Source organism: Arthrobacter sp. zg-Y238 (assembly GCF_024385525.1).
In the GTDB taxonomy this organism is placed as follows: Bacteria; Actinomycetota; Actinomycetes; order Actinomycetales; family Micrococcaceae; genus Arthrobacter_B; species Arthrobacter_B jinronghuae.
Genome location: NZ_JANFLU010000011.1, coordinates 419,571 through 445,108, shown reverse-complemented (window position 1 = coordinate 445,108; position 25,538 = coordinate 419,571). Strand labels below are relative to the sequence as shown.

25 protein-coding genes and 1 tRNA gene are annotated in these 25,538 nt (G+C 66.0%); 8 read left to right on the top strand and 18 right to left on the bottom strand.

The window, feature by feature from the left end:
• Positions 1–3 precede the first annotated feature (3 nt).
• The 4 genes from NNX38_RS13845 to NNX38_RS13830 all read right to left on the bottom strand — a co-directional run bounded on the left by NNX38_RS13845 (position 4) and on the right by NNX38_RS13830 (position 3,331).
• Positions 4–474, bottom strand: a complete 471-nt coding sequence (locus NNX38_RS13845) for an NUDIX domain-containing protein (RefSeq protein WP_255798522.1) — start codon at positions 472–474, stop codon at positions 4–6.
• Positions 475–478: 4 nt separating this feature from the next.
• Positions 479–1,012, bottom strand: a complete 534-nt coding sequence (locus tag NNX38_RS13840) for an A24 family peptidase (RefSeq protein WP_255798521.1) — start codon at positions 1,010–1,012, stop codon at positions 479–481.
• 61 nt (positions 1,013–1,073) lie between these two features.
• Positions 1,074–2,390: a PhoH family protein gene (locus tag NNX38_RS13835; protein WP_255798520.1), complete on the bottom strand. Its 1,317-nt coding sequence runs from the start codon at positions 2,388–2,390 to the stop codon at positions 1,074–1,076.
• A 179-nt stretch (positions 2,391–2,569) separates the two neighbouring features.
• A complete protein-coding gene (locus NNX38_RS13830) occupies positions 2,570–3,331 on the bottom strand; it encodes an isoprenyl transferase (protein WP_255798519.1) in 762 nt (253 codons plus the stop codon).
• A 184-nt stretch (positions 3,332–3,515) separates the two neighbouring features.
• Between NNX38_RS13830 and NNX38_RS13825 the strand changes: the two genes are divergently transcribed.
• The gene (locus NNX38_RS13825; protein ID WP_255798518.1) at positions 3,516–4,268 is read left to right on the top strand and encodes a hemolysin III family protein; all 753 of its coding nucleotides are present in this window, start codon (positions 3,516–3,518) and stop codon (positions 4,266–4,268) included.
• On the opposite strand, the gene NNX38_RS13820 is transcribed toward NNX38_RS13825, so the two are convergent.
• Genes NNX38_RS13820 through mca form a run of 3 tightly spaced genes read right to left on the bottom strand, consistent with a single transcriptional unit; the run spans position 4,265 to position 7,679 of the window.
• A complete protein-coding gene (locus NNX38_RS13820) occupies positions 4,265–6,385 on the bottom strand; it encodes a thioredoxin domain-containing protein (protein WP_255798517.1) in 2,121 nt (706 codons plus the stop codon). The two genes, NNX38_RS13825 and NNX38_RS13820, sit on opposite strands and share 4 nt — an antisense overlap.
• 10 nt (positions 6,386–6,395) lie before the next feature.
• Complete coding sequence (locus tag NNX38_RS13815; RefSeq protein WP_255798516.1) at positions 6,396–6,710, bottom strand: hypothetical protein; 315 nt, start codon at positions 6,708–6,710, stop codon at positions 6,396–6,398.
• 51 nt (positions 6,711–6,761) lie between these two features.
• A complete protein-coding gene (gene mca, locus NNX38_RS13810; RefSeq protein WP_255798515.1) occupies positions 6,762–7,679 on the bottom strand; it encodes a mycothiol conjugate amidase Mca in 918 nt (305 codons plus the stop codon).
• Between the two features lie 57 nt (positions 7,680–7,736).
• On the opposite strand from mca, the gene NNX38_RS13805 reads away from it, so the two are divergent.
• Together NNX38_RS13805 and greA are read left to right on the top strand one after the other, a co-directional pair.
• Positions 7,737–8,195 (top strand): DUF4307 domain-containing protein, encoded by a 459-nt coding sequence (locus NNX38_RS13805; RefSeq protein WP_255798514.1) that lies wholly within the window; start codon positions 7,737–7,739, stop codon positions 8,193–8,195.
• Positions 8,196–8,420: 225 nt separating this feature from the next.
• Positions 8,421–8,912: a transcription elongation factor GreA gene (greA, locus tag NNX38_RS13800; protein WP_227924248.1), complete on the top strand. Its 492-nt coding sequence runs from the start codon at positions 8,421–8,423 to the stop codon at positions 8,910–8,912.
• A gap of 31 nt (positions 8,913–8,943) precedes the next feature.
• Here greA and NNX38_RS13795 read toward each other — a convergent pair whose 3' ends face one another.
• The 6 genes from NNX38_RS13795 to NNX38_RS13770 all read right to left on the bottom strand — a co-directional run bounded on the left by NNX38_RS13795 (position 8,944) and on the right by NNX38_RS13770 (position 14,753).
• Complete coding sequence (locus NNX38_RS13795; RefSeq protein WP_255798513.1) at positions 8,944–9,525, bottom strand: rhomboid family intramembrane serine protease; 582 nt, start codon at positions 9,523–9,525, stop codon at positions 8,944–8,946.
• A 4-nt stretch (positions 9,526–9,529) separates the two neighbouring features.
• Positions 9,530–10,771, bottom strand: a complete 1,242-nt coding sequence (ilvA, locus tag NNX38_RS13790) for a threonine ammonia-lyase (RefSeq protein WP_255798512.1) — start codon at positions 10,769–10,771, stop codon at positions 9,530–9,532.
• The gene (locus NNX38_RS13785) at positions 10,768–12,000 is read right to left on the bottom strand and encodes an AI-2E family transporter (protein WP_255798511.1); all 1,233 of its coding nucleotides are present in this window, start codon (positions 11,998–12,000) and stop codon (positions 10,768–10,770) included. Before NNX38_RS13785 ends, ilvA begins: the two co-directional genes overlap by 4 nt.
• Positions 12,001–12,066: 66 nt before the next feature.
• Positions 12,067–13,017: an aldose 1-epimerase family protein gene (locus NNX38_RS13780; RefSeq protein WP_255798510.1), complete on the bottom strand. Its 951-nt coding sequence runs from the start codon at positions 13,015–13,017 to the stop codon at positions 12,067–12,069.
• Positions 13,018–13,047: 30 nt separating this feature from the next.
• The gene (locus NNX38_RS13775) at positions 13,048–13,758 is read right to left on the bottom strand and encodes an ANTAR domain-containing protein (RefSeq protein ID WP_255798509.1); all 711 of its coding nucleotides are present in this window, start codon (positions 13,756–13,758) and stop codon (positions 13,048–13,050) included.
• A gap of 152 nt (positions 13,759–13,910) precedes the next feature.
• Positions 13,911–14,753, bottom strand: a complete 843-nt coding sequence (locus NNX38_RS13770; protein WP_255798508.1) for a Bax inhibitor-1/YccA family protein — start codon at positions 14,751–14,753, stop codon at positions 13,911–13,913.
• Positions 14,754–15,099: 346 nt separating this feature from the next.
• Here NNX38_RS13770 and NNX38_RS13765 point away from each other — a divergent pair, with 346 nt between their 5' ends.
• The 4 genes from NNX38_RS13765 (at position 15,100) to NNX38_RS13750 (ending at position 19,212) form a co-directional block, all read left to right on the top strand.
• Positions 15,100–16,395, top strand: coding sequence for a branched-chain amino acid ABC transporter permease (locus NNX38_RS13765; RefSeq protein ID WP_255798662.1), 1,296 nt, complete (start codon positions 15,100–15,102; stop codon positions 16,393–16,395).
• A 14-nt stretch (positions 16,396–16,409) separates the two neighbouring features.
• Positions 16,410–17,390 (top strand): branched-chain amino acid ABC transporter permease, encoded by a 981-nt coding sequence (locus tag NNX38_RS13760; RefSeq protein ID WP_255798507.1) that lies wholly within the window; start codon positions 16,410–16,412, stop codon positions 17,388–17,390.
• Positions 17,391–17,509: 119 nt separating this feature from the next.
• The gene (locus NNX38_RS13755) at positions 17,510–18,469 is read left to right on the top strand and encodes an ABC transporter ATP-binding protein (RefSeq protein ID WP_255798661.1); all 960 of its coding nucleotides are present in this window, start codon (positions 17,510–17,512) and stop codon (positions 18,467–18,469) included.
• Positions 18,466–19,212, top strand: coding sequence for an ABC transporter ATP-binding protein (locus NNX38_RS13750; protein WP_230024746.1), 747 nt, complete (start codon positions 18,466–18,468; stop codon positions 19,210–19,212). The genes NNX38_RS13755 and NNX38_RS13750 overlap by 4 nt, the downstream gene beginning before the upstream one ends.
• A gap of 141 nt (positions 19,213–19,353) precedes the next feature.
• Here the strand turns inward: NNX38_RS13750 and NNX38_RS13745 are convergent, their stop codons facing one another.
• The gene (locus NNX38_RS13745) at positions 19,354–20,745 is read right to left on the bottom strand and encodes an ABC transporter substrate-binding protein (RefSeq protein ID WP_255798506.1); all 1,392 of its coding nucleotides are present in this window, start codon (positions 20,743–20,745) and stop codon (positions 19,354–19,356) included.
• Positions 20,746–20,957: 212 nt separating this feature from the next.
• Between NNX38_RS13745 and NNX38_RS13740 the strand changes: the two genes are divergently transcribed.
• Entirely contained in the window at positions 20,958–21,521 is a 564-nt protein-coding gene (locus NNX38_RS13740) for a hypothetical protein (RefSeq protein ID WP_255798505.1), read from the top strand.
• Positions 21,522–21,524: 3 nt separating this feature from the next.
• On the opposite strand, the gene NNX38_RS13735 is transcribed toward NNX38_RS13740, so the two are convergent.
• The 4 genes from NNX38_RS13735 to NNX38_RS13720 form a co-directional block, all read right to left on the bottom strand.
• Positions 21,525–21,598, bottom strand: a tRNA-Leu gene (locus NNX38_RS13735).
• A 111-nt stretch (positions 21,599–21,709) separates the two neighbouring features.
• Positions 21,710–23,095, bottom strand: coding sequence for an NAD(P)/FAD-dependent oxidoreductase (locus NNX38_RS13730; RefSeq protein WP_255798504.1), 1,386 nt, complete (start codon positions 23,093–23,095; stop codon positions 21,710–21,712).
• 69 nt (positions 23,096–23,164) lie between these two features.
• The gene (locus tag NNX38_RS13725; RefSeq protein ID WP_370646454.1) at positions 23,165–24,574 is read right to left on the bottom strand and encodes a S8 family serine peptidase; all 1,410 of its coding nucleotides are present in this window, start codon (positions 24,572–24,574) and stop codon (positions 23,165–23,167) included.
• Positions 24,571–25,515, bottom strand: a complete 945-nt coding sequence (locus NNX38_RS13720) for a Ppx/GppA phosphatase family protein (RefSeq protein ID WP_255798659.1) — start codon at positions 25,513–25,515, stop codon at positions 24,571–24,573. Before NNX38_RS13720 ends, NNX38_RS13725 begins: the two co-directional genes overlap by 4 nt.
• Positions 25,516–25,538 lie beyond the last annotated feature (23 nt).

Below are 25,538 nucleotides of genomic sequence, written 5' to 3'. Positions count from 1 at the left end.
GGCTCAGCGTTCGAAGACCGGCACGCCGTCGGCCGTCAGGGCCAGGTCAATCAGCATTCGGTGCCGTTCACTCAGGGGCGGCAGGGCATCCAGGCGGTACCAGCCCACCTCGGTGGACTCGTCGTCGTTCACGCGCGCCTCCCCCGACACATACCGGCAGCTGAACGCCAGGTTCAGGAAGGAGCAGACATCGCCGTTGGGGAAGGTAACCGGCCCGTGGGCGCCGACGTGGATAAGGTGCTCCAGCTCGGCCCGGATGCCGGTTTCCTCTTCCACTTCACGCACGGCTCCCGGCCCTGCTTCCTCCCCCGGTTCGAGCATTCCGGTGATCAAGGCCCACCGCCCGTTGTCCGCGCGGCGGCCCAGCAGTACCTGCCCTTCCGCGTTGAACACCACGGCCGTGACGCCGGGAAGCCAGAGCGGATCATGTCCTATCCGATTCCGCAGGGACAGGACAAAATCAGGGGTAGGCATGCTTCTACTGTAGGGCAGGGGCCAGCATGGCTACGGCGGCCCCCAGGAGCAGGAACGGACCGAATGCCACCGTTGACGACGCCGTCCCCCGCCGGGTGAGGATCAACGCCACTCCCCAGAGTCCGCCGAAAACAAATGCAGCCACTACCCCTGCCAGGACGTGGCCGGGGCCGAGGAAACCCAGATAGAGGCCCAGCAGCCCGGCAAGCTTGACGTCCCCGAAGCCCATGCCGGCGGGACTGAGCAGCCGAAGGGCAAAAAACCCGATCCACAGCGCACCGCCCCCCACCAGCATTGCGCTGACTCGGTCCGGTTCCCCGGCGGCCAGCGCCGCACCGGCCAGCAGCACCCCGGCTACGGGATAGGACGGCAGGACCAAGGTGTTGGGCAGGCGGCGGGTACGGATGTCGATCACGGCCAGCCGGACGGCGACGGCCGCAAACCAGACGAGCGCCGCACCAAGCAGCACCACGGCAACGGATGGACCCGCTTCACCGTCGGCGCCTGCTGCCCAATAGCTCGCCAGGATCCCCACCATGGAACCACCGTAGCCTGAGGCCCGCCCGGCTCAGGGGTCCGGGCCCGCGGCTGTGGACAAGCTAGCCGATCTGCCCTTCCTCCAGCAGCTCGGTCACGAGTGCGGCAATCGGCGAGCGCTCCGAGCGGGTAAGCGTCACGTGTCCAAAAAGCGGATGGCCCTTGAGTGTCTCCACCACGGCGGCCACGCCGTCGTGCCGGCCCACCCGAAGGTTGTCCCGCTGGGCGACGTCGTGGGTCAGGACCACCTTGGAGTTCTGTCCGATCCGTGACAGGACCGTGAGCAGGACGTTCTTCTCCAGGGACTGTGCCTCATCCACGATCACGAAGGCGTCATGGAGTGAACGGCCCCGGATGTGGGTCAGGGGCAGCACCTCGAGCATGCCGCGGTCCAGGACCTCCTCCACCACCTCCACGGAGACCAGCGCCTCAAGGGTGTCGAAGACCGCCTGGCCCCAGGGGCCCATTTTCTCGGACTCCGTGCCGGGCAGATAACCCAGCTCCTGGCCGCCCACGGCGTAGAGCGGACGAAACACCATCACCTTGCGGTGTTCCCTGCGTTCCAGCACCGCTTCCAGTCCGGCGCACAGGGCCAGCGCGGACTTACCCGTTCCTGCCCGGCCGCCCAGCGAAACAATGCCCACCTCCCGGTCCATCAGCAGGTCGATGGCCAGCCGCTGTTCGGCCGAGCGTCCGTGCAGCCCGAAGACATCCCGGTCCCCGCGGACCAGCCGCAGCCGCTTATCCGCCCCAACCCGGCCAAGAGCCGAGGCTCGGCCGGCCATCAGCACCGTGCCGGTGTTGACGGGCAGGTCCGCGGCTTCGGGGATCAGCAGCGGCTGGTGGTCATACAGCAGCGCCATGTCCGCGTCCGAAATTTCCAGTTCCGCCACACCGGTCCAGCCCGAATCCCGGACCAGTTCGTTGCGGTACTCGTCCGCCGCCAGTCCCATCGCCGAGGCCTTCACCCGCATGGGCAGGTCCTTGGACACCACTGTCACGTTCCGGCCGCTGTCGGACAGGCTCTTGGCCACGGCGAGGATCCGGCTGTCATTGTCGCTGCCCCGGATGCCCGCAGGCAGCACGTCCGTGGAGATGTGGTTCAGCTCCACCCGCAGTGTGCCGCCGCTCTCCCCCAACGGGATGGGCGCCCCGAGCCCGCCGTGCTGGACCCGGAGGTCGTCCAGCAGCCGCAGCGCGTTCCGGGCGAAATACCCAAGCTCGGGATCCTGGCGCTTGCGCTCCAGTTCGGTGATGACCACCAGGGGAAGGATCACTTCATGTTCGGCGAAACGGAGGATCGCCCGCGGATCGGACAATAGCACCGAGGTATCCAGTACAAAGCTGGCCCGCTCCTGCACTTGCTGTTCAGCTGCCACGTGGAACTCCCGTCAGGGGCGCCCCAGGGCCCCGGTCGCTGGATGTATTCCATCCCGATGTTGCGTTGGACGTTCCGCCCGCTGCCTCAGCCGGGCCGGTAGCACCAAAGTACGCCCGCAGGCCGCAGTCCCGCAGCAGGACACGGCCGTTCCCGGCCCAGCTGCCTGCGGGGAAGCCGCTAGGAGCCGAAGCGCCGCTGCCGGCTGGCGTAATCGCGCAGGGCACGCAGGAAATCCACCCGCCGGAAATCCGGCCAAAGCGCTTCGCAGAAGTAGAACTCGCTGTAGGCGCTCTGCCACATCAGGAAGCCGGAGAGGCGCTGCTCGCCGGAGGTCCTGATGACCAGTTCCGGATCCGGCTGGCCGCGGGTGTAGAGGTATTCGGAAATCTTGGTGTCGCAGATTTCTTCGGTGACTTCCGCGATGCCCTTGCCTTCGGCTTCGGCGTCCCGCAGAAGTTCCTTGACGGCGTCGACAATTTCCCGGCGTCCGCCGTAACCGATGGCCACGTTGACATGCAGCCCGTCGGCGTCGCCCGTGCTTTCGCCAAGCTCAGTGAGCTGTTTGGCCAACCGGGCTGGGAGGATCTCAAGTGCCCCTACCGGCTGGACACGCAGGTTGCCTTGTTCGCCCAGCCGGTCCAGGGTGTTGCCGATAATATCCAGCAGCGGTTCCAGTTCGTCCGCATCACGGTTCAGGTTGTCCGTGGACAGCATGTACAGGGTGACCATCCGCACCCCGAGCTCCTGGCACCACCCCAGGAACTCCAGGATCTTGTCCGCTCCGGCCTGGTGTCCGTCGCTGGTCGGCGCCCCGGCGAGTTTGGCCCACCGCCGGTTTCCATCCACCATCACCCCGATGTGTTCGGGGATACGGTCTCCGATAAGGGACCGCCGCAGCTTACGCTCATAGTAGGCGTAGACAACACCGGGGAATTTCATTGTTTGCCTCACGTGCCTGGGATCCGGAGCGGGGACCGCCAAGGGTCCCGCATACCCCGGGTCTGCCCATAGGATAAAAATCTTCTCCTAGGCTACCGCTAGCTCGGCTCGCCGAAGCGCATATCGGTGCTGGCACCTGCTTACCAGACCGTAACTTACCGGGACGTAGGTTAGAATTTCCGTTATGGATTCGTCACCATTTTCCGCCCCGTCTCCGGGAGTTCCTGCTCAGCACGACCCCGAATCGCGGACCACGCCCGGCCCCCTGGAAAACGCCGTTGAAGCAGTAGCCGAAGAACTGGAGATCAAGCCCCGGCTGCGCGGCTGGCTGCATGCCGGTGCCACTCCCCTTGCCCTGGCGGCGGGGATCATCCTTGTAGTCCTCGCACCGACGACGGGCACCCGGATTGCCTCCGCAATCTACGCCTTTACGGGCGTGCTGCTGTTCGGCACCAGCGCCGTCTACCACCGCGGCAACTGGTCCCCGAAGGTGAAAGTGGTGCTTAAGCGCCTGGACCACACGAACATCATGCTGGTCATTGCCGGTTCCTACACCCCGCTCGCGTGGTCCCTCCTACCCCGGGACAGCGCGGTCACGCTGCTCTGGATCATCTGGTCCGGTGCCCTGGTGGGCGTCGCGTTCCGGCTCCTGTGGCTCCACGCGCCCCGCTGGCTCTACACGCCCGTCTACATTGCGCTGGGCTGCGCGTCCCTGTTCTACATTCCGGATTTCTACGGGACCAACCCGACGGCCGCCATCCTCATCTGCGTGGGCGGGGCCATGTACATTGCCGGTGCCGTTATGTATGCCATGAAGAAGCCCAATCCCTCGGTGGACTGGTTCGGCTTCCATGAGATCTTCCACGCCTTTACCCTGGCTGGATTCGCCGCCCACTATGTCGCCATCCTGATGGCCGTCCGCGCGGTGGCAGGCTAGGAGTTCAGCGTGCGGAACTGGGCCGCCAACTCCTCCGGATCCGCCACCGGCCGGCTGCAGACCATCCCGCGGCAGAGGTAGGCCAAGGCACCGCCGTCCGGTGCGGGCCGGTCCCGAAGCAGCGGCACCGCTGTTTCGCCGCCGGAGCCGCTGGCTACGACGACGGCGGGCCCGCCCGCGGCCCGCCCGGTCCGAAGCAGCTGACGCACCAGCCGGGGATCGCTGCCTGTCACGGCGAGTTCCCGCGGCCCCTCCAGCGCCTGCACGAGGACGGACATCGCCCAGCCGCCGGCGCGCGGGGCCCGTGCCGCCACCAGCTGAACATGGGACAGCAGCGCTTCTGCGAGGGCACGGTGCCGGGAGGAACCGGAATAGGCCGCGTAGGTCACCAGCACGCCGGCAAAAAGCGCTGTGCCGCTGGGGGTGGGGCCGTCCATCGGATCGGCTGCCGAGAGCGATCCCTGCGCGGCCGCCAGCTGGTCCGTGCGTACGGCGGTGTCCTGCAGGACGCCGTCCACGATGAAGCGCTGCTCGGCGGCCAGGACCAGCTCCTCCGCCTTGCGGTACCACTGCTCTTCGCCGGTGGCGGCGAAGAGCGCAAACAGCCCTTCGGCAGCCCCCGCATAGTCTTCGAGCAGGCCCTCGATGCCGGCGGCCGTGCCTGCATGGGACACCCGCGCCAGCAGACCGTTCCGGTAGTGCACGCGCAGCAGGTAATCCGCAGCGTCCCGGGCCAGGTCCAGCAGGCCCGCTGCCTTCTCCCCCGGGTCTCCGGCATCGTCGAGTGCAAGGGCGGCGTCGGCCAGGCCGGCGATGGCCAGCCCGTTCCACCCCGCCACCACTTTGTCGTCGCGGTCCGGCTGGGGCCGCCGGTCCCGTACGGCCAGCAGTGCAGGCCGCACGCGCTGCCAGAGCTGCTCCTCCTCCGGCTGCAGGCTGCGCCCGAAGTGCAGGGTGGATCCGCCGTCCTCCATCCGGCCGGTTTCCAGGTCCAGCAGGGACAGAACCGCGTCGGCGTCGGCGTCGGCGCCGGAATCCGACAGGACGGTGCGGAGCTCGTCGGGGGTCCACACATAGGTGGCACCTTCCCGGCGATGCCCGTCCACGAGGGTGTCGGCGTCGAGCGAGGACGCAAATCCTCCCCCCTCGACGCGCAGTCGCTTGGCCAGCCAGGCCGCGGTATCGGCGCTGACCTGCAGCGCCAGGTGCCGCTGGTCCTCCGAGGGCGCCGAACGGCTCCAGTGGGCGTAGAGGCGCAGCAGCTGGGCATTGTCGTAAAGCATTTTTTCGAAGTGCGGGATGGCCCAGGCCCGGTCCACGGTGTACCGGGCGAAGCCGCCTTCGAGCTGGTCATACAGTCCGCTGCGGGCCATGGTTTCCAGGGTTCGGTCAGCCACGGACGCGGCGGCGCCGGCGGCCGGCCGGTCAGTGGATCCGTAAACCAGGAGGAACCGCAGCAGGGGCGACGGCGGGAACTTCGGTGCACCGCCCAGCCCGCCGAAACGCTGGTCTTCCTGTTCCAACACCGCGTCCACCGCGGCCTCGAGCACCTCCCCCGAGAGCGGACCGGACTCGGCCGTCACTTCCAGGCTGCCGATCAACCGCCGGTTTCCCGCCTGGGCGGAGGCCAGGTGTGCGGCAATCTGCGCGGCGCTTGCTTCGACTTCAGCCGGGCGGTCCCGCCAGGCGGAGGAAACCGCTTCCATAACCTGCTGGAAGGACGGCATACCCTGCAGCTGCCGGGGCGGAAAATAGGTGCCTGCATAGAAGGTGCGGCCGTCCGGCAGGGTAAACACGCTCATCGGCCAGCCGCCCTGGCCGGTCAGCGCCTGCGTAGCTGCCATGTACACGGCGTCGACGTCGGGACGTTCCTCGCGGTCCACCTTCACCGACACGAAGTGCTCATTCAGGTACTGCGCCGTGGCAGCGTCCTCGAACGATTCGTGCGCCATGACATGGCACCAATGGCAGGCAGCGTAACCCACGGAGATAAAGACGGGAACATTCCGGCGCCGGGCTTCGGCAAAGGCTTCCTCACTGAAGGGCCACCAGTCGACGGGGTTGTCCGCATGCTGGCGCAGGTAGGCCGACGCCTGGTTCCTCAGTCTTTCAGCCATGGCATTCCCCTTACCGGAGGTGGTCCCAGGTGGTGTCCCGTTCCTCCGTCGCACCGGGGGTGCCCTTGGCAGGCGCAGGTCCGGAGGCGTCCCGCCCGGCGTCTTCCCGGGCGGCTTCCTGGGTGGCCAGCACCTGTTCGCGGTAACGGACCCGGCGGATGCGTTTGGTCATGTCGCGGATCAGGAAGATGATCGCAATCACCACGAAGAGCGTGAAGAGGAACCCCAGCGTTCCCGGGGTGACGTCTTCTGCGGCAACTCCCGGTGCGAGGGACTCCTCGGGTGCCGGAGTGGCGGCCGTAGCCAGGCTGTACAGGAAGTTCACGGTATATCTCTCTTTTAGCCAATACTGCGGCGGGACCTATGTTCCCAGGGTCTATCGTATGCCAGCGAACAGGTCGGTTTCAGGCAGGTCGGTTTCCACGCGCGACTCAATCAGGGAGTAGTCCTCCCAGGGCCAGACCTTGCGCTGCAGATCCGGGCTGACCGCGAAAAAGAAGCCGTTCGGATCCACCTGCGTGCGGTGGCTGCGCAGGGCTTCGTCCCGGACTTCGAAGAAGTCGCCGCACTCGATCTGCGTAGTGGTCGCATGAGTGGGAGCGGGCGGCTGATGGCCTTCCGCATCGGTTTCCTGCCAGGCGGCGATCCGCTCTGCGTACGGGGACTCCAGGCCGGCCTCTTCCAGGGCAAAGTGCAGGGCCCGGAAACGCTCCGGGTTGAAAGCCCTGTCGTAGTAAAGCTTCGACGGTTCCCACGCGGACCCTGTCCCGGGGTACCGCTCCGGATCGCCGGCCGCGGCGAACGCCTCCACGGCGACCTTGTGGGCCATGATGTGGTCCGGGTGCGGATAGCCGCCGTTTTCGTCGTAGCTGATGATGACGTGCGGCCGGAACTCGCGGACCAGCTTCACCAGGGGCGCCGCAGCGCGTTCCAGCGGCTGCAGGGCGAAGCAGCCGAAGGGCAGGTCCGGCAACGGATCACCTTCGGGCAGCCCGGAATCCGTGAATCCAAGCCAGCGGTGCCGGATTCCCAGGGCCGCCTGTGAAGCGGCCATTTCACGCCGGCGCAGGCCGGCCAGGTCCCGCTTGCCTGCGGGATCATCTTCGGCACCGGGGTTGAGGATGGATCCCCTTTCCCCTCCGGTGCAGGTGGCAACCATCACTTCGACGCCGGCGGCGGCATAGGAGGCCATCGTGGCCGCGCCCTTGCTGGCTTCGTCGTCGGGGTGGGCATGCACCGCGAGCAGGCGCAGCGGGGCGGTAGGCCGGGAATCGGTGCTTTCGCGGGCAGACAAGGCAACTCCTGAGGTAAGCGGAAAACGACGGTGGAATCGAGAAGCTAAAATGGGCCTGTGAGCACTTCGGAAGGTCAGCCCGAGACGTCGGCACCCCATCAGCCGGACGTTTCCACGTCCGAGTCCAGATTAGCCAATCGCTACGGCGCTCCAAAGCGGCGCCTGTCGCGGCGGGCACGGATCATCGGCACGTCGGCCGCGGTGGCCGCCGGCATAGTGGCTGCGGCGTGGATGAACATCCCCGCCTCCACCGGAACGGTCACGTCGAAGGACGTCGGCTTTACCTTTCCGGAGGACGGCCGTGTGGTGGTGGATTTCAAGGTCGATAAATCGGCCGGCAGCACCGCTGCCTGCGCCGTCCAGGCACTCAACGAGAGTTACGCCGTCGTGGGCTGGAAGACGGTGCTCCTGGGTCCGGATGCTCCGGAAAGCAGCACCCAGCGGGTTGAACTCCGCACGGACTCCCCGGCAGTTACCGGCGGTGTGTCCTCCTGCTGGATAGTGGACGAGGGCTAGCCCCGTAAGACGTCCCGTCCCGCATATTGGGTTATGTGCGCGGGCAAACTACTATGGGAACTTACGACATGCCCCGCCCAGGTGTCCGGCTGGTCTTTGGTAGACATTCCAAAACCAGTTGGTCTCCGCCCGGCGGGGTCTTTGCTTGTCAGGCCAATCCGGCCGGCGGGCATTCAGCCATGCCGGACCAATGGATGGCCCGGACGTTTATATAAGGAGATACCCGTGTCAACCAACAGCGCATCTGTCGCCTGGCTCACGCAGGAGTCTTACGACCGCCTGAAGGCGGAACTGGATCACCTGTCCGGCCCCGGTCGGACGGAAATCGTTGCCCGCATCGAGCAGGCACGCTCCGAGGGCGACCTCAAGGAAAACGGCGGATACCACGCAGCCAAAGAGGAACAGGGCAAGGCTGAGGCCCGGATCCGGCAGCTGACGCAGCTCCTTGAAAGTGCACAAGTTGGTGAATCCCCGGCCGATGACGGCGTCGTGGAGCCGGGCATGCTGGTGGAAGCCCGCGTCGCCGGCGACGTGGAGACCTTCCTGCTGGGCAGCCGCGAGATCGCCGGCGACGGCAACATCGACGTCTACAGCGAAAAGTCTGCGCTGGGTGCGTCCATCCAGGGCCTCAAGGCCGGGGACAGCACTACCTACACGGCACCGAACGGTAAAAACATCTCCGTCGAGATCATCTCCGCCAAGCCCTACACCGGGTAGGTTTTCCCCGGTTCAGTGAAGGCGGGCTTTCCTACGGGAGGGCCCGCCTTTGCGTTGGCGCGCGGCGGTCGTGCCGCAGCACCACGGCGGCCAGCACGCCACCCATCGCGCCGAACAGGTGCGCCTGCCAGGAGACGCCCAGTGAGGTCGGGAAAAGGCCCCAGAGAATTGATCCGTACACCAGGAACAACACGGCGCTGAGCAGGATCTGCCCGATATTGCGGTTATAGAAGCCGCGGACAATCAGATACGCGAATAAACCGAACACCACGCCGGAGACGCCCACGGTCAGTCCGCTGCCGAACAGCCATACCCCGATTCCGGAGCACAGCCAGGAGATGGCAAGCACCGAGACGAACCGCCGCACCCCTTCCAGCAGCGTCAGGAACGAAAAGACGATCAAGGGGACCGTGTTGCCGAGGAGATGGGACGTCCCGGCGTGGAGCAGCGGGGCGAACACCACGCCGTCGAGCCCCTCAAGCTGCCTCGGCAGGATGCCCAGCAGCGGAAAGAGGACCGGTTTGAAGAGCAGCGTGAGCAGGTACACCGCCCAGAGCACGGCGGCGAACAGGAGCGACCCGGCCAGGGCCGTGCGTGTACGGGAGGCAGCCATCGGCTTAACCCGCCAGCACTACGGGCTGGAAACCAACAGTGCGCAGGTTCTTCAGCACCAGTTCGCAGTGCTCGTGGCCCTTTGTTTCCATGTTGATGGTGATCGCTACGTCTCCCATGCTGATAGATCCTCCTACCCTCGTGTGGTCCACCCCGGTGACGTTGGCGTCCGCTTCCGCGATGATCCGCGAAATGGTGGCCAGCGACCCGGGACGGTCGTCAAGGAGGATGCGGACCACCAAGTAACGGCCCGCAGCCGCCAGTCCCCGCTGGATGACCTTCAGCATCAGCATCGGGTCGATGTTGCCGCCGGAGAGGATGACTGCCGTGTTTCCGGGATTGTCTATCTTCCCGTCCATCAATGCAGCCACTCCCACGGCTCCGGCCGGTTCCACGACCATCTTGGCACGCTCGAGGAGGAAAATCAGTGCGCGGGCAAGGGAATCCTCGCTCACGGTCACCACATCGTCCACCAGTTCACGGATGATCGAAAAGGGCAGTTGTCCGGGCCGTCCGACGGCGATGCCGTCCGCGATGGTGCTGACCCTGGTAAGGGGTACCAGTGCGTCGGCGGCCAGTGACGGCGGATAGGAGGCAGCGTTTTCCGCCTGCACTCCGATGATCCGGATCTCACGGCCCAGTTCCCGTGCACGGGACTTGATCGCGACGGCGACGCCGGCGAGCAGGCCGCCGCCTCCCACCCCCATCAGCACGGTGTCCAGGTCCGGTATCTGGTCCAGGAGCTCAAGCCCGATGGTCCCCTGTCCGGCCACCACATCCACGTTGTCGAACGGATGGACAAAGACGGCACCGGTTTGGTCGGAGTACCGCTGGGCCTCTGCCAGGGCCTCGTCGACGGTATGGCCGTGAAGGATGACCTCCGCGCCGTGTCCCCTGGTGGCGGCCAGCTTGGGCAGCGCCACTCCCTGCGGCATGTAGATCCGGGCGGAAATACCCAGGCGCGCCGCAGCTACGGCCACGCCCTGTGCGTGGTTGCCGGCAGAGGCTGCCACCACTCCCCTGGCTTTGTCAGCGGGAGACAGCTTGGCCATGCGGACATAGGCGCCGCGGACCTTGAATGAACCTGCCCGTTGGAGGTTTTCGCATTTGAGGTGCACGGGCGAGCCGATTTCGCGGGCCAGCGCCCGTGATGACTCGACGGGTGTGTGGGCAATGACTCCGTCGAGGAGCTTCGCCGCAGCCCGGATATCGTCCAGGGTGACGGGCAACTGCGACAGATCGGTCATTTGCGGCGCTCTTCCTCTGTAGCCAATGTATCCACCGTGTCGGAACCGGGTTCCCCCGACACAGGGTTGCCGCCGTCGTCGCTCTCTTCCCCCTCCTGTACCATCGCCGGGTCGTCCTCCCAGCCGCGGGCCGCTATGTAGCGGACCATCGTGTTGAGGATGGCCAGCAGCGGCACTGAAAACAGGGCTCCGGGAACCCCCGCGGCGAGGGTACCGCCCGTGACTGCCAGGATCACGGCCAGGGGGTGGAGGGAGACGGCCTTACCCATGACCAGCGGCTGGAGGATGTGGGATTCCAGCTGCTGCACCAGCAGGACGATGCCCAGCATGATCAGCGCGTTGACTCCGCCGTTTGCCACCAATGCCAGCAAGACCGCCACGAAGCCGGTGACAAACGCACCTACCAACGGAACGAACGAGCCCAGGAAGACCAGAACCCCGAGGGGCAGGGCGAGCGGTACACCGATGAGGGCTGCTCCGCCGCCGATGCCGATGGCATCGATGAGCGCCACCACCACCTGCACCCGCACGTAGTTGACCATGGATTCCCAGCCGTGGATGCCGGCTCCGTAGGCGGCGGTCCGTGCCCTGCGCGGCAGCAGTCCGGAAGTGAACTCCCAGATCCGGCGGCCGTCCAGCAGGAAGAAAACCAAGGCGAAGAGGGTCAGCAGGATGCCGGCGGCGAAGTGGCCGGCGCTGCTGCCCACGCTCAGGGCACCGGAGAGGATATTGGCCGAATTGTCCTGCAGCGTGGTGGTGGCTTCGTTGAACAGCGAGTCCATGTCGCCGGCGGTGACGTTCAGCGGACCGTCGGACAGCCAGCCCTGGATCTGGCGCACTCCGGCGAGCGTTTCTCCCCAGAGATCCCGGAACCCGAGGGCAAGCTGCCGTCCCACCAAGGTCAGGGCAGCGATAACGACGCCGAGGAAGGCCACGATGGTCACAGCAACCGACAGACCGCCGGGGAGCCGGTTCCGCCGCAGCCAACTCGAAACCGGGGACAGCAGCCCGGCCAGCAGGGCGGCGATCATCAGCGGAATGATCAGCAGCGAGAAGTGGCTGAGGATCCAGATAAGCCCGGCGCCGACGATCAGGACAATGCCGAGACGCCAGGCCCAGGCGGCACTGACCCGCAGGGCGAAAGGGACCTCGTCGTTGTTCCGGTGGGAATTCGCCGCCGCTGCCTGCAGCGCGCGGGGCGCCGCTGTGCGTCGCGCATGGGGTTTCATGGGGCCATCTTTCCATACCGGGCTTGGGCCGGGACCCCTCTTTACGTGCCTATCCTCGCTGTTACCTCAAGCCGGGTCCAACTGGGCGCGGATGCCCCAGTGGGCGGAAAAGACCTGGCCCGGGGGCAGCCAGGCTAAGCCCTCCCCCGAATTCAGGGCGTTGGCCGGGGCGGTCATCGGTTCCAGGGCCACCGCGCGCCGCTGCCCGGGGAATGTGTCTGTGACAAAAACGTGGACATAACCGCATTCGGCCCCGGTCCAGAGACTCACCGTCCGTCCGTCCGGCGCGCTGAGCGTATGCCGGTGCGTGCCGGGGGCTGACTCATCGAACGACAGGTCCGTGTAGGCGCTGTCCAGTGCCAGGTCCCCTACCCGGGCCCCGCCGCGGAGGTCCGCCGCTCCGGCCGGTTCCTGCCTGCCGTTTGGAATGAGCCGCTCATCAACGGTCAGCACCGTGGACGCGGACACAGTGAGCACCAGGTCTTCGGTCGGTACGTCGCCGAGCCGCAGGAAGGGATGGGCACCGAGGGCAACGGGAGCGGCGGCGGTGCCCACATTCGTCAGGCTTTGCTGCACCCGCAGACCGCCGTCGTCGTCGAGGCTGTAGCGGGCACGGTGCAGCAGGTGGAAGGGATACCCGTGCTGCGGGAAGATTTCCGCGCTGAGTTCCACGGCGCCCGGCACCTGTTCCCGGACGGTGTATCCGGTATTGCGCAGCAGGCCGTGGCTGGCGTGCCCGCGGGATGGCTCGGTGATGTCCAGCTGCTGTGTCTTCCCCGCCAGGGTCCATCGTCCGTCCGCCGTCCGGTTAGGCCATGGCGCCAGCAGCACCCCGTTGGCGGACGGGGGTATGGCGGTGTCCGGATACGTCTGCACCAGATCGACCCCGTCAACCGTGTACCGGCGCAGCGCGCCGGCCAGGGAAGCGATGACGGCGCGGGCACTGCCGCGGCTGATTTCATATTGCGGACCGGTGGCCGGGCTGGCCTCCACCGGTTCGCTGCCGGTTGCGTTCATGCCACCCGATCTTACCCGCGCGCCCGGTAATCACTCATCGAAATGCGTATTGACCCGGTCGCTGACGGCGGCAACCACACCTGCCGCGACATTGCGGATTTTGATATTACGGCTGTTCGAGACGCTGCGCAGGATGTCGATTGCAGCCTGCTGGCTGCAGCCGTTCTGCCCCATGATGATGCCTGCCGCCAGGTCCACCACGGTCCGCGATTCCAGCGCGGCCTGGAGGTTCGCCGCCCGGTTCGCCTGCGCATCGATCTGCAGGGCCAGCCGGAGGACCTTGGCAGTTTCAGCGGCAACAGCACGCACACCGGCAATCTCGCCGGGGCCAAACGCGTTTATCCGCGCGGAATAGCAGCTGAGGACCCCGCGGTCCCCTTCCAACGGCAGGGCGACGGCGGCAATTGACCGGATTCCGTTATCGGCTGCCCCGGCCAGCGCGGGCCAGTGCTGGTCCGCGGCAAGGTCCGTCAGCACGACGTCGGGGCCGCCGCCCAGCACCGTCCCGCCCGGGCTGCCGGGACCATGCTCCGCACGGACTGCCGGTAACCCCGGGGTGCGGACGGTGAGCAGCGGCCGCCGGCTGCGTTCCACGGCGATCGTACAACCGTCCGGTGCAGACAGGGCCAGCCGCCGGGCTGCAACCCCGGCGGCAACGGACAGGAATGTCTCGGTATCCGGTCCGTCCAGAAGGGCGGCAACGAGCTCCTCGACCACCGGCTGCCGCTCGGATTCGGCCATCGAAGCCCCCTTTCCCGGTCCCCCAGCGGCCATGCTACGTCTGCATGAGGAGGGTGCCCAGAGTCCAGGCCTTTTAAACGGCGGAAGGACCGCAGGCGTTGCCTGCGATCCTTCCGGTAGTAGTACTACCGATGTGTCGTTGCCGGGTGCGTTTAGTCGTTGCCTCGGAGAATCGACAGGAGACGGATGATCTCCACGTACAGCCACACCAGCGTCACGGTCAGGCCGAATGCAGCGGTCCAGGAGTAACGCTCCGGGGTGCCCGCCTTGACGCCCTGCTCGATGGACGTGAAGTCCATGATGAGCGAGAACGCTGCCAGGCCGATGGCCAGGACACCGATGAAGACGCCCAGCGGGATGCCGAAGATCTCCACGCTGCCCCGCAGGCCCCACGGATCCTGCACGCCGCCGAAGATCATCAGGCCGACGTTGAGCAGGGAGAAGACCGCGTAGCCGATGATGGCGATCATAAAGAAGCGGACGGCCTTGGGCGTGGCGCGCACCTTGCCGCTGCGGAACAGTACGAGGGTGACCGCGAAGACTGCCAGCGTGCCGAGCACTGCCTGCAGTCCGACACCCGGGTACATGTTGTCCAGGACAGCGGTCAGACCGCCGAGGAACATACCTTCAAGGAAGGCGTAAGCCAGGATCAGTGCGGGAACGGGCTCACGCTTGAAGGAGTTCACCAGACCCAGGACGAAGCCGCCCAGTGCGCCCAGGATCATCAGCCCGCCGCCCAGTCCCGGCAGCAGCAGGGTCGGAACTGCGGCACCCACCAGGACCATCGCGAGGCAGAACACCGTCTTCATGATGACGTCGTCGTAGGTCATGCGGCCCATGTCCGACGGCTTGGCCGAAGGGGCCGTGTAAAGATCCTGCAGCTGCTGCGGGGTCATGTAGCTGTTGTCTGTTGCCAGGGAGCCCGTTGCGGTACCGCCGCGGGTCTGGGAACGGAAGTTTTTTCCGTTGAATACCGGATTTCCGCCAAGTGCCATTGAATCTGTCCTCCATCTGGGGGGCTGTTTCAGCCCAGCCTACCAAGTACAACGAGTACAGGGGGCGGCAGATTCCCGCGGAACTGCTGCCTGGAGATAACGGTTTGGTACCGCCGGATCCCCCGGAGGAACGCGGGCTTGCATTTGCGCCCAGCCAGTCGTTACCCGATCGCGACATGCGCGCCGGGAGAAAGGTCATTGCCTGAAACATTCTGTGGGTAGCATGTTCTCCATTCGGTGACCCGTGTCACATCTGCCCGCCTGCGCGCCGCTTCTTCGGTTCCGCAGCCCTGCGTGGAGGTTTCAGAACTTGGTAAGAACATCGGCGCTGACCCGTTATCTGGGGATGCTGGCGGCCGTGGCAGCAATGTTTGCTGCCCTGCTGCTCTCGGCTCCAGCCGCGTCCGCAACCACTGCAACGTCTGACGCCTCGCCGTCAGCCACAAGTCCCGACTCCGGGGCGGACTACCCCGACCGGATCAGCGGCGTCATCAAGAATGAGGGCACTCCGCTCGAGGGGGTGAAAATCACCGCGAACGGCAACGGGTACGAGGGCGAAGCCGTCACCGGGGCAAACGGCTCCTGGTCCATCGGCGTCCCGCAGCAGGGCGCATATGAAGTGGAGCTGGACGAATCCACCCTTCCGGAGGGTGTCGCCCTGGCGGAAGGCCAGCAGAACCCACGCACCGTCACCTTCGCCAACACCACCAACATCACCACGCTGTTCCTGCTGGGTGAAGGCATCGTGCTGCAGGAGGAAAGCTTCGGGTCCCTGCTGCTCGAGCGCGCCGTGGCGGGCCTGAGCTTCGGACTCCTGCTGGCGCTGAGCGCCGTCGGTCTCTCGCTGATCTTCGGCACCACCGGCCTGACCAACTTCGCCCATGGGGAAATGGTGACTCTGGGCGCCATCCTGGCCTTCGCCTTCGCCTCACTGGGCATGCCGCTCTGGGTCGCGCTTCCGCTGGCGGTACTGGGCGGCGCGGCCTTTGGCTATGTGCAGGACGCCGGAATCTGGAAGCCGCTGCGACGCCGCGGCACCGGCCTGGTGCCCATGATGATCGTCAGCATCGGCCTCGCCGTGGCAGTGCGCTACACCGTCCTGTTCTTCTTCGGCGGCGGAACCCAGCAGCTGCCGGGCTCGCAGAGCCCGATATTGGAACTCGGCCCCGTGTCCATCCCCCGGAATACCCTGGTGTCCCTGATCGTCAGCCTGGCCGTCATCCTGGTGGTCGCGCTCCTGCTGCTGCGCACCCGGATCGGCAAGGCCACCCGGGCAGTGGCGGACAACCCCGCCCTGGCCGCGGCGTCGGGCATTGACGTGGACCGGGTCATCCGGCTCGTCTGGGTCATCGGTGGAGCCCTTGCCGCCATGGGCGGCATCCTCTGGGCGTACTACCGGCCGGGCGTTTCCTTCAACATGGGCCAGCAGATCCTGCTGCTGATCTTCGCCGGAGTGACCCTGGGCGGTCTCGGCACGGTCTTCGGCGCACTGGTCGGATCCGTCCTGGTAGGCCTCTTCGTGGAAATCTCCACCCTCTGGCTGGAGGCGGACCTGAAATACGTGGGCGCCCTGGTCATCATGATTCTTGTCCTGCTGGTCCGGCCGCAGGGACTCCTCGGCCGCCGCGAGCGCATAGGTTAGGGGCTTAGCTGCAAATGGATTTCGCCAATATTCTTCTCGGTGCCTTCACCGAAATCATCAGCCCCACCACGGCCGCGTACGCACTGGCCGCCCTCGGGCTGGCCGTGCACTTCGGCTACACCGGCCTGCTGAACTTCGGCCAGGCCGGATTCATGGCCGTCGGCGCCTACGGCTTCGCCATACCGATCCTCTCCTTCAACGCCCCGCTGCCGCTGGCGCTGCTGATCGCCCTGCTGGCATCCGCGGTGTTTGCCGTCATCCTGGGCATCCCCACGCTGCGTCTCCGTGCGGACTACCTTGCCATCGTTACCATTGCCGCCGCCGAGATCATCCGGTACGTCGTCACCACCAACTCCATGACACCGGTGACCGGATCCGCCAACGGCCTGGCCGCCTTTACCGGCAGCTTCTATGCCCTCAACCCGATACCGGACGGCTCCTACAGCCTCGGCCCCGTCTCCATGAACGAGCGGGACCTCTGGATCCGCCTGGTGGCCTGGACCTTGGTGGCCCTCGCCTGCCTCCTGGTGTGGATGCTGATCCGCAGTCCCTGGGGCCGCGTGCTCAAAGGCATCAGGGAGGACGAGAATGCCGTCCGTGCCCTGGGCAAGAACGTGTACGCCTACAAAATGCAGGCGCTGGTCATCGGCGGCCTCCTGGGCTCGCTGGCCGGAATCATCTTCACCCTCCCCCGGGACGCCGTGCAGCCGGCAAACTACGGGACCGAGCTGACCTTCTACCTCTACACCGCCCTTCTCCTGGGCGGAATGTCCACCGTGCTCGGACCGGTTCTGGGGTCGATGATCTTCTGGGCCATCCTCTCCGTCACGCAGGGTCTGCTTTACGGTGCCATTGAATCCGGGTACATCACGTTCATCACCACTACCCAGGCAGGCCAGATCCGCTACATCCTTGTAGGCGTAGCCCTGATGCTGCTGATGATCTTCCGGCCCCAGGGCATTCTGGGCAACAAGAAGGAGCTGTCGTTCGCATGAGCCACAAAGCAGACGAGCCCCGGGCGGAAGCGCGCGCCTCAGGGGCGCACGCAGCCGGTACGGAAGCGGAAGCATCCCACGCCGGTCAAGTCACCCCGGCGGCCGCGGACAACGAATACATGGACGACACGCGTCCTATCGCACAAGGTGAGATCGGCCCGGGATGTGCCAAGCGGGATCCGATCCTGGTGGCGGAAAACGTCACCCGGACCTACGGCGGAATCAACGCCGTGGATGTGGAGCACGTGGAGATTCCGCGGCATAAGATCACCGCACTGATCGGCCCCAACGGTGCCGGGAAAACGACTCTTTTCAACCTGCTGACCGGCTTCGACACGCCCCAGTCGGGCGCCTGGCAGTTCGAGGGCAAAGACCTGGCCGGGGTTTCCGCCTACAAGGTGGCACGCCTCGGCATGGTCCGCACATTCCAGCTGACCAAGGTCATGGGCAAGCTGACCGTCTTGGAGAACATGCGCCTGGGTGCCACCGCCCAGCCGGGGGAATCCCTCAGACGGGCGCTCCTGCCTCCGCTGTGGCGCCAGCGGGAAAAGGAGATTACCGAGCAGGCCGACGTCCTGCTGGCCAAGTTCAAGCTGGACACCAAGCGGAGCGACTATGCAGCGTCTCTCTCCGGCGGCCAGCGCAAGCTGCTGGAGATGGCCCGGGCCCTGATGGTCCGCCCCAAACTGGTCATGCTGGATGAGCCCATGGCCGGCGTGAACCCTGCGCTGACCCAGTCCCTGCTGGACCACATCAAGAACCTAAAGGCCGAGGGCATGACCGTCCTGTTCGTCGAGCACGACATGCACATGGTCCGCCACATTGCCGACTGGGTGGTGGTCATGGCCGAAGGCAAGGTGGTGGCCGAGGGACCGCCTTCCGAGGTCATGAAGGACCAGGCCGTGATCGACGCCTACCTGGGCGCCCATCACGACGTGGACCTCGCCGATTCGGAGGGTTTCGAAAAGCTCGAGGCGGAGCTGGAGCAGGACGCCGAGTCATCGGTGGGAACCGAACCCGCCGTCCAATCTGCCGGGGCATCGGCCCGGCGCCACGACGAACGGAAGGACCAGGCATGAGCGCGGAGGCATTCGACGGCGACTCGGTTGTCAAGGTGACCGACCTCGTGGCGGGGTACATCCCCGGGGTGAACATCCTCAACGGCTGCAGCATCGAAGCCCGCCGGGGAGAGCTGATCGGAATCATCGGACCCAACGGTGCCGGCAAGTCCACCCTGCTCAAGGCGATGTTCGGCCTGGTCAAGGTGCATTCCGGGACCGTAGTGGTCCGCGGCCAGGACCTCACCGGGCTCAAGGCCAACAAGCTCGTCAGCCGGGGTGTGGGATTCGTTCCGCAGAACAACAACGTCTTCCCTTCGCTGACCATCGAGGAGAACCTGCAGATGGGCGTCTACCAGGCGCCCAGGACCTTCCGGGAACGCTTCGATTTTGTGGCCGGCGTGTTCCCCGAACTGGCCAAGCGCCGGGCCCAGCGGGCGGGTTCCCTGTCCGGCGGTGAACGCCAGATGGTCGCCATGGGCCGTGCCCTGATGATGGATCCCGCCGTGCTGCTGCTGGACGAACCCTCCGCCGGGCTCTCCCCCGTCAAGCAGGACGAGGCGTTCCTGCGGGTGCATGAGATCAACCGGGCAGGAGTCTCCGTGATCATGGTGGAACAGAATGCCCGCCGCTGCCTGCAGATCTGTGACCGGGCGTACGTGCTGGACCAGGGCCGGGACGCCTACACCGGTACCGGGCGCGAACTCATGAAGGATCCAAAGGTCATCCAGCTCTACCTGGGCACCTTGGCAGAGACGGCCTAGTCCCGCCCGGCCCAAGGAGGGGCCCAGGGGCGGCGGAAGACTCCGCGCCTCTGGGAGGCATCATCAGAGGACAGTCAGCAGCAAGGAAGAAGCCCCCGCCGGAGAACCGGCGGGGGCTTCTTCCTTGCTGTTCTGCTTCAGTTACAGTTTGCCCGCTTCGGAGCGGCTCGGCTGCGGCACGTTGTCAGCGTCGTACTGGTAGATACCGATGAAGGCTTCCGTGGGGTCTCCGTTCGCATCGAACGTGATCGGTCCGGAGTAGCCGTCATAATCGATGTCTCCGCCGCCGCGCAGGATGGTCACGCAGCCGGCAAAGTCGTAGCATTTCTCGCCCTCGCCGGACACACTCTCCAGCTGGGCGGCTATGGCCTTGCCGTCGGTGCTGCCCGCGGCCTCGGACGCGAGCGCCAAGAGGGTGACGGCGTCGTAGCTTTCACCCGCGTAGGACCAGTCCTTCAGCGCCGGATCGACTCCAAGCAGGGACTCCTTGAAGTTTTCCGATGCGAAGGTTCCGGGAATGGTTCCCTGCGCCCCTTCAAGGGTTCCGGCGTCCAGGTCCTTGCTGTAGTCCGACGTATTGCCGTCCACAAAGAACAACTGGCTGGCGTCGACACCCTTGGCCGTCAGCAGCGGCACGATGCTCTTGGCCTGGTCAAAGCTGATCACCACGATGGCGTCCGGCTTTGCTGCCACAACGGAGTCCACCTGGCTGCTGAACTGGGAGTCGCCCTCATTGAACATCTCCTCGGCCACCACCTGGCCGCCGGCGGATTCAACCGAGGTCTTCACGTTGCTCTGCAGCCCCGTGCCGTAGGCGTCGTTAAGCACGATCATGCCCACGGTCTGCGCGCCGCAGGACATGATGTAGTTGCCCAGGATGCGTCCCTGCAGGAGATCCGAGGGAGCGGTCCGCCAGTACAGTCCGTTGTCATCCCAAGTGGTGAAGTCCGGTGAGGTGTTGGCCGGGGAGAACTGGATGACGCCGGCGCCGGTGATGTTGCCGATCACTGTTTTGGAGACGCCCGAGGACGCTGCACCGACAATGGCGCTGACGCCCTGGCTGAGCAGGTCGTTTACCGACTGGGTGGCGATATCCGTGGTGGTGTCGCCGGAGTCGCGGTGGACAATTTCGATGTCCTTGCCGAGGACGCCGCCGGCCGCATTGATTTCCTCAACTGCCAGGTTGGTGCCGGCAATTTCCGGCGGGCCGAGGTACGCGAGGGAACCCGTGGTGGGCAGCAGCGTGCCGATCTTCAGCGGTGCGTCGGTGGTGCCGGTGGAGGCGGGAACGGAAGCGGGATCGCCCTTGGCGCCCGGGTCTTCCCCGGTTCCCCCCTGGCTTTCCGGGCAGGACAGAACCGAGGCAGCGGCGGTTTCGGTCTCTGCGGATGTTTCTTCAGCGGACGATTCCCCGCTGCCGCCGCTGCAGCCGCTGGCGAACATTGCGAGGCCCAGCCCAAGGGCGGCGATCTTGGCGGTGCGGGCGTATCCCGTGCCCGTGCCAAAACCGCTGGCAGTGCGTAGTGCAGTCATAAAAGTTTCTCCCCGATCGAAAGGCGGGTGCCTTTGACGCAAATACCAGGTGTTCCTGATTAGAAGAAAAGCTAGTAGATCATTGTGTCGAATATAAGAGGCTGCGGTTACAGCCTTGTAACGCTCGTCACATTCCAACATTGATCCCCTTGCCGGGAAGTGCGCATTAGCCCTATACGATGGCCGTAGAACCGTTATCTTGGGGGAAACAAATGCACATTCCACGCCTGTCCACTGCCGCTTCCGCACTTGCCGTGCTGCTCCTGATGGGGCCCGCTGCTCCGGCACAGGCCCTGGAGTGCGCGCCGGGCTACCTTCCCGCCGTCATCGACGGGGTCGAGACGTGCGTCGTAAGCACCTACAGCCCCGCTGTGCCGGCGCCGTCCTACAACCCGGGCGAAAGCCACTACGATCCGTCCACCGGCAACTATTCCGAGGCGGTTCCCGCCGTTCCGGTTCCGGCCGCGCCCGCCGCACCCGTGGAGCCCACGCCGGAAGCCACACCGGAAGCCGCGCCGTCCACTATGCCGCCGTCCCCGGCTTCCACCGGCAGCACGGGTGGAACAACCGTCGGCGGAACCGGAGGGAACTCTTCGACCGGCACGACGTCACCGAGTCCCAGCCGGACTGCCAGCCCCTCGCCGTCCGCCACGGACGCGGTGGATGAGGAACGTACCGCCTCGGATCTGGCACTGCCGGCGATCGCGGCGGTCGTCATCCTCGGACTGCTCGCCGGCGGACTGCTGCTGCGCCACCGCAACCGGTCACGCGGCTAGAAGTACCCCAGGTCGGACTCGAACCGACAACACACCGATTTTAAGTCGGTTGCCTCTGCCAATTGGGCTACTGGGGCTCTGCGATTGCCTTCCAAGCCTACTGGAAACGCGTGTACGGCAGGAAACACAACAACGGCGGCCCTCCTGCTGGAGGGCCGCCGTCGTCGTCTGTGAACGAATGCGGAAGACTAGGCCTTCACGGCCGGCTTCTTAGCCGGCGTTGCTGCTTCCTCGAAGCCGCGGCGCGGATCTTCCAGGTTGCGCAGCGACGTCAGGTCGCGGCCGTAGCTCACGTTCAGCAGCCAGCCCGAGATGACGCGGAACTTGCGCTCGAACATCGGCATGGCCAGGCCGTGGTAGCCACGGTGCGCCAGCCAGGCCGGGAAGCCCTTCAGGCCGAAGCCCATGATGTTGGCGACACCCTTGTACTGGCCAAGGCCTGCAACAGCACCCAGGCTCTTGTGGTTGTACTCTTCCACGGTGCCGACGCCGTAGCGGGCGGCCATGATGTTCTTGGCCAGCAGCTTCGCCTGGCGGACGGCATGCTGTGCGTTCGGGACGCAGAAGCCGCCTACTCCGCCGCCGGAAAGATCCGGAACCGCGGAGACGTCGCCGGCAGCCCAGGCGCCGTCGATGGGGCCGTCGTCGCCGGTGATGCGCAGTTCGGCGTTGGCGCGGACACGGCCGCGCTCATCCACCGGGAAGTCGGTGGCGCGGACCATCGGGTTCGCCTGCACACCGGCGGTCCAGATCAGGGTGTCAGCACCGAACTCGCCGGCCGGGGACTTGTCCGCCATGTTGATCAGCTTGAGGAGGCCGCCTTCTGCGGACGCCAGCGACGTGTTCAGCAGGACCTCGATGCCGCGCTCACGCATGCTCGAGACAACCCACTCGGCCTGGTCCGGCTTGACCTCGGGCATAACCCGGCCCATGGCCTCGATCAGGACGAAACGGAGGTCTTCGCGGCGAAGCCGGTCATTGATACGGACCGCGTCGCGGGCCATGTCTTCGAGCTCGGTCAGGGTTTCGATGCCGGCAAAGCCGCCGCCGACGACGACGAAGGTCAGCGCACGTTCGCGTTCCGGGCCAATGGGCATGAGCGATGCGGTTTCAATGCGCTCGAGCACGTGGTTCCGGGTGGCCATTGCTTCTTCAATGCTCTTCATTCCGATGCCGGCCTCGGCGAGGCCCGGGATCGGGAAGGTGCGGGTGATCGAGCCTGCCGCTACGACAACATCCTGGTACGGCAGCTCGAACGGCTCACTGCCGTCGCCCGGCTCAATGGTCGCGGTGCGGGCGGCATGGTTGATGGAAGTCACCTTGCCGTTGATCAGCTCGGTCTGCTTCAAGTGCATGCGGTGGGACACAACGGCGTCGCGGGCTTCAATGGTGCCTGCGGCAACCTCGGGAAGGAAAGGCTGGTAGGTCATGTACGGCAGCGGATCCACTACCGTAACAATCCCTCCCTGTTCCTTTACCTTCTTCTGGAGGTCTTTGGCCACGTACAGACCGACGTAACCACCGCCGACCACCAGAACGCGGGGACGATCAGAAAACTGCTTGTTCGATGCCATGCCCCAATCCTACCTGAGTTTGTGAAAGCTTTCACGAACCATTTGACAAACCGCGAACAGGGCGTTTCGCTACCGGACTCCCGCTTCATCCAGGGAGCCCGTTTCGGTCGCCTGCGTCCCGCCGGCCGTTGTCCCGCGGCGTCGAACGTGAGTCACATGCACCGTGCCGGCCACCAGCAGGGCCACCAGGAGCCCGCCGAAACCAAGTACGACGACGGCGGGTAGGTTGCCGTTCGCAGCAGCCGGCTCCTGCGCCACCGGGACGGCGGGCTCCGGCAGGTCCGGGACCGAGGGGGCGGGAATATCCGCAGCGCCGGGCGACTCATCCGCCACCCGCCGGTGCACGCGGATCCACTCGGCAATGGTTCCCAGCGGGTTGCTGGTGACCGAGGGAACATCGGCATTCACTGCGGCATTGGCGTCCAGGATCCCGTAGCCGTAAATAGTGTCTGTCCCCGGGTCCCCGGCGTCCCGCGCGGTGCTGACGATCCGGTTGACCACATCTGCCGCGCTCATTTCCGGGTGTGCAGCACGGATAAGTGCAGCAACACCGGACACCAGCGGCGCCGCCCCGGAGGTGCCTTCCCATTTCGCATACCGGGATGTGTCCCCGGGCATCCCCCCGATCAGGTCTTCGGCAGGAGCGGCAACACCAATGCTGATGCCTTCGGAGGACGAGTTCTGGCTGGCCTCGCCCTGCCGGTTCAGTCCGGCCACGGTGAGGACCCCGGGAATGGTGGCAGGTGCTCCCACCTGGACCATGCCGACACCGCGGTTGCCGGCGGCTGCGACAACCACCACGTCATTCTGCTCGGCGTAAAGGAACGCGTCGTCCCAGCTTTCCGGCCAGGCGGTCGAGGTACTGCCGAGGGACATGTTGATGACCTGGGCGCCGTTATCCACGGCCCAGCGGACGGCGGCGGGGATCTGCGTGTCAATCGGAACTCCGCCGGGATTCGTTCCGCCGATCCAGGTGGAGACAGCGAGGATCTCCGCCTCGGGGGCAACGCCGATGATGCCGTCGGGCCGGTCCGCCGGCTTGTCCTTGTCCTCGCCTTCCTTTTCGTCCCCTTCGCCGGCTTCCTTGTCCTCCGGGGGTTTCTCGTGGCCCCGGCCCGCCAGCAGTGTCGCCACCAGCGTTCCGTGCCCGGGTGTGCTGCCGAGGCCCCTGGCACCCTGCGGATCGCCCGCGCCTGATGCATCGAACCCTCCGACGACGGCACCGGCCAGGTCAGGGTGAGTTGCATCGACGCCGGTATCGATGACGGCCACCTTCACTCCGGCACCCTTGGTGGTCTTCCAGGCCTCGGTCACACCGTAGTCGGCGAGCCAATACTGTTTGTCCCGCCATTCATCGGCCTGTGCCGGAGCAGGTGCCAGCAGCGGCACCGCCACTGCTGCGCAGAGCGCTGCGGCGGCGGTCCTGAGGCGTGCGGCGCCTCCCCGGCGGCGGCCGGGAGCGGTTCCCGTTGCCCTCACGCGCTCAGCGCAATGCCGTCAAGGATGTCGTGTTCGCTGGCGAACGCCGTGGCCACGCGGCCGTCGGTCAGTTCGTCGATGCGGTCCACGATGGTGCGCCAGATCAGCGCGCCGGCCCCGATAACGTCCACGCGGCCCGGATGCATGTACGGCAGTGCTGCCCGCCCGGCACGGTCCCGCCGCAGCAGGGCGTCGGCTGTCTCGTCAATCCGCTCCCGGCTCAGCTCGGCCCCGTGTATGGCCTCGGGAGAGTACTCGGCCAAGCCCAAGGCCGCGGCGGTGACAGTGGTGATGGTCCCGGCCACCCCCACCAGCCGATCGGCTTCGGCCAGCGGCACACTGACCAGTGCGGAAGCAATCATGTCCAGGATGTCGGTGCGTGCTGACGCGATTTCCGCTTCGGTAGGCGGATCCGACAGCAGGTACCGTTCGGTGAAGCGCACGCAGCCCATGTTGGTGCTCTTCGCCGCCAGGACGCCGGAGCCGTCACCGAGGACGAACTCGGTACTGCCGCCGCCCAGGTCCACCACGAGTGTCTTGGCGCCGTTCCCGCCGGCGAACACGCTTGCCGCACCGGCGAACGAAAGCGCCGCTTCCTCGTCTCCGCTGATCACTTCGGGTTCAACGCCGAGGCGTTCGCGGATTCCGTCGACGAATTCCTGCCGGTTTTCGGCGTCGCGGCTGGCGGAGGTGGCAACGAACCGGATACGGGAGGCACCATGCTCACGGATCAGGGCAGCGTACTCATCCGCCGCTGCAAAGGTGCGTTCCAACGCTTCCGGGGCCAGCCGTCCGGTGGCATCCACGCCCTGTCCCAGCCGGTTAACCCGCATCAGGCGTACGACGTCGGTGAGCTGGGCTGCGCCGTGATCGTCCCGGGTGATGTCCGCGATGAGGAGCCGGATGGAGTTGGTGCCGCAGTCGATGGCTGCAACCCGCATGCCTTCGGCGCGGTTGTCTTCCT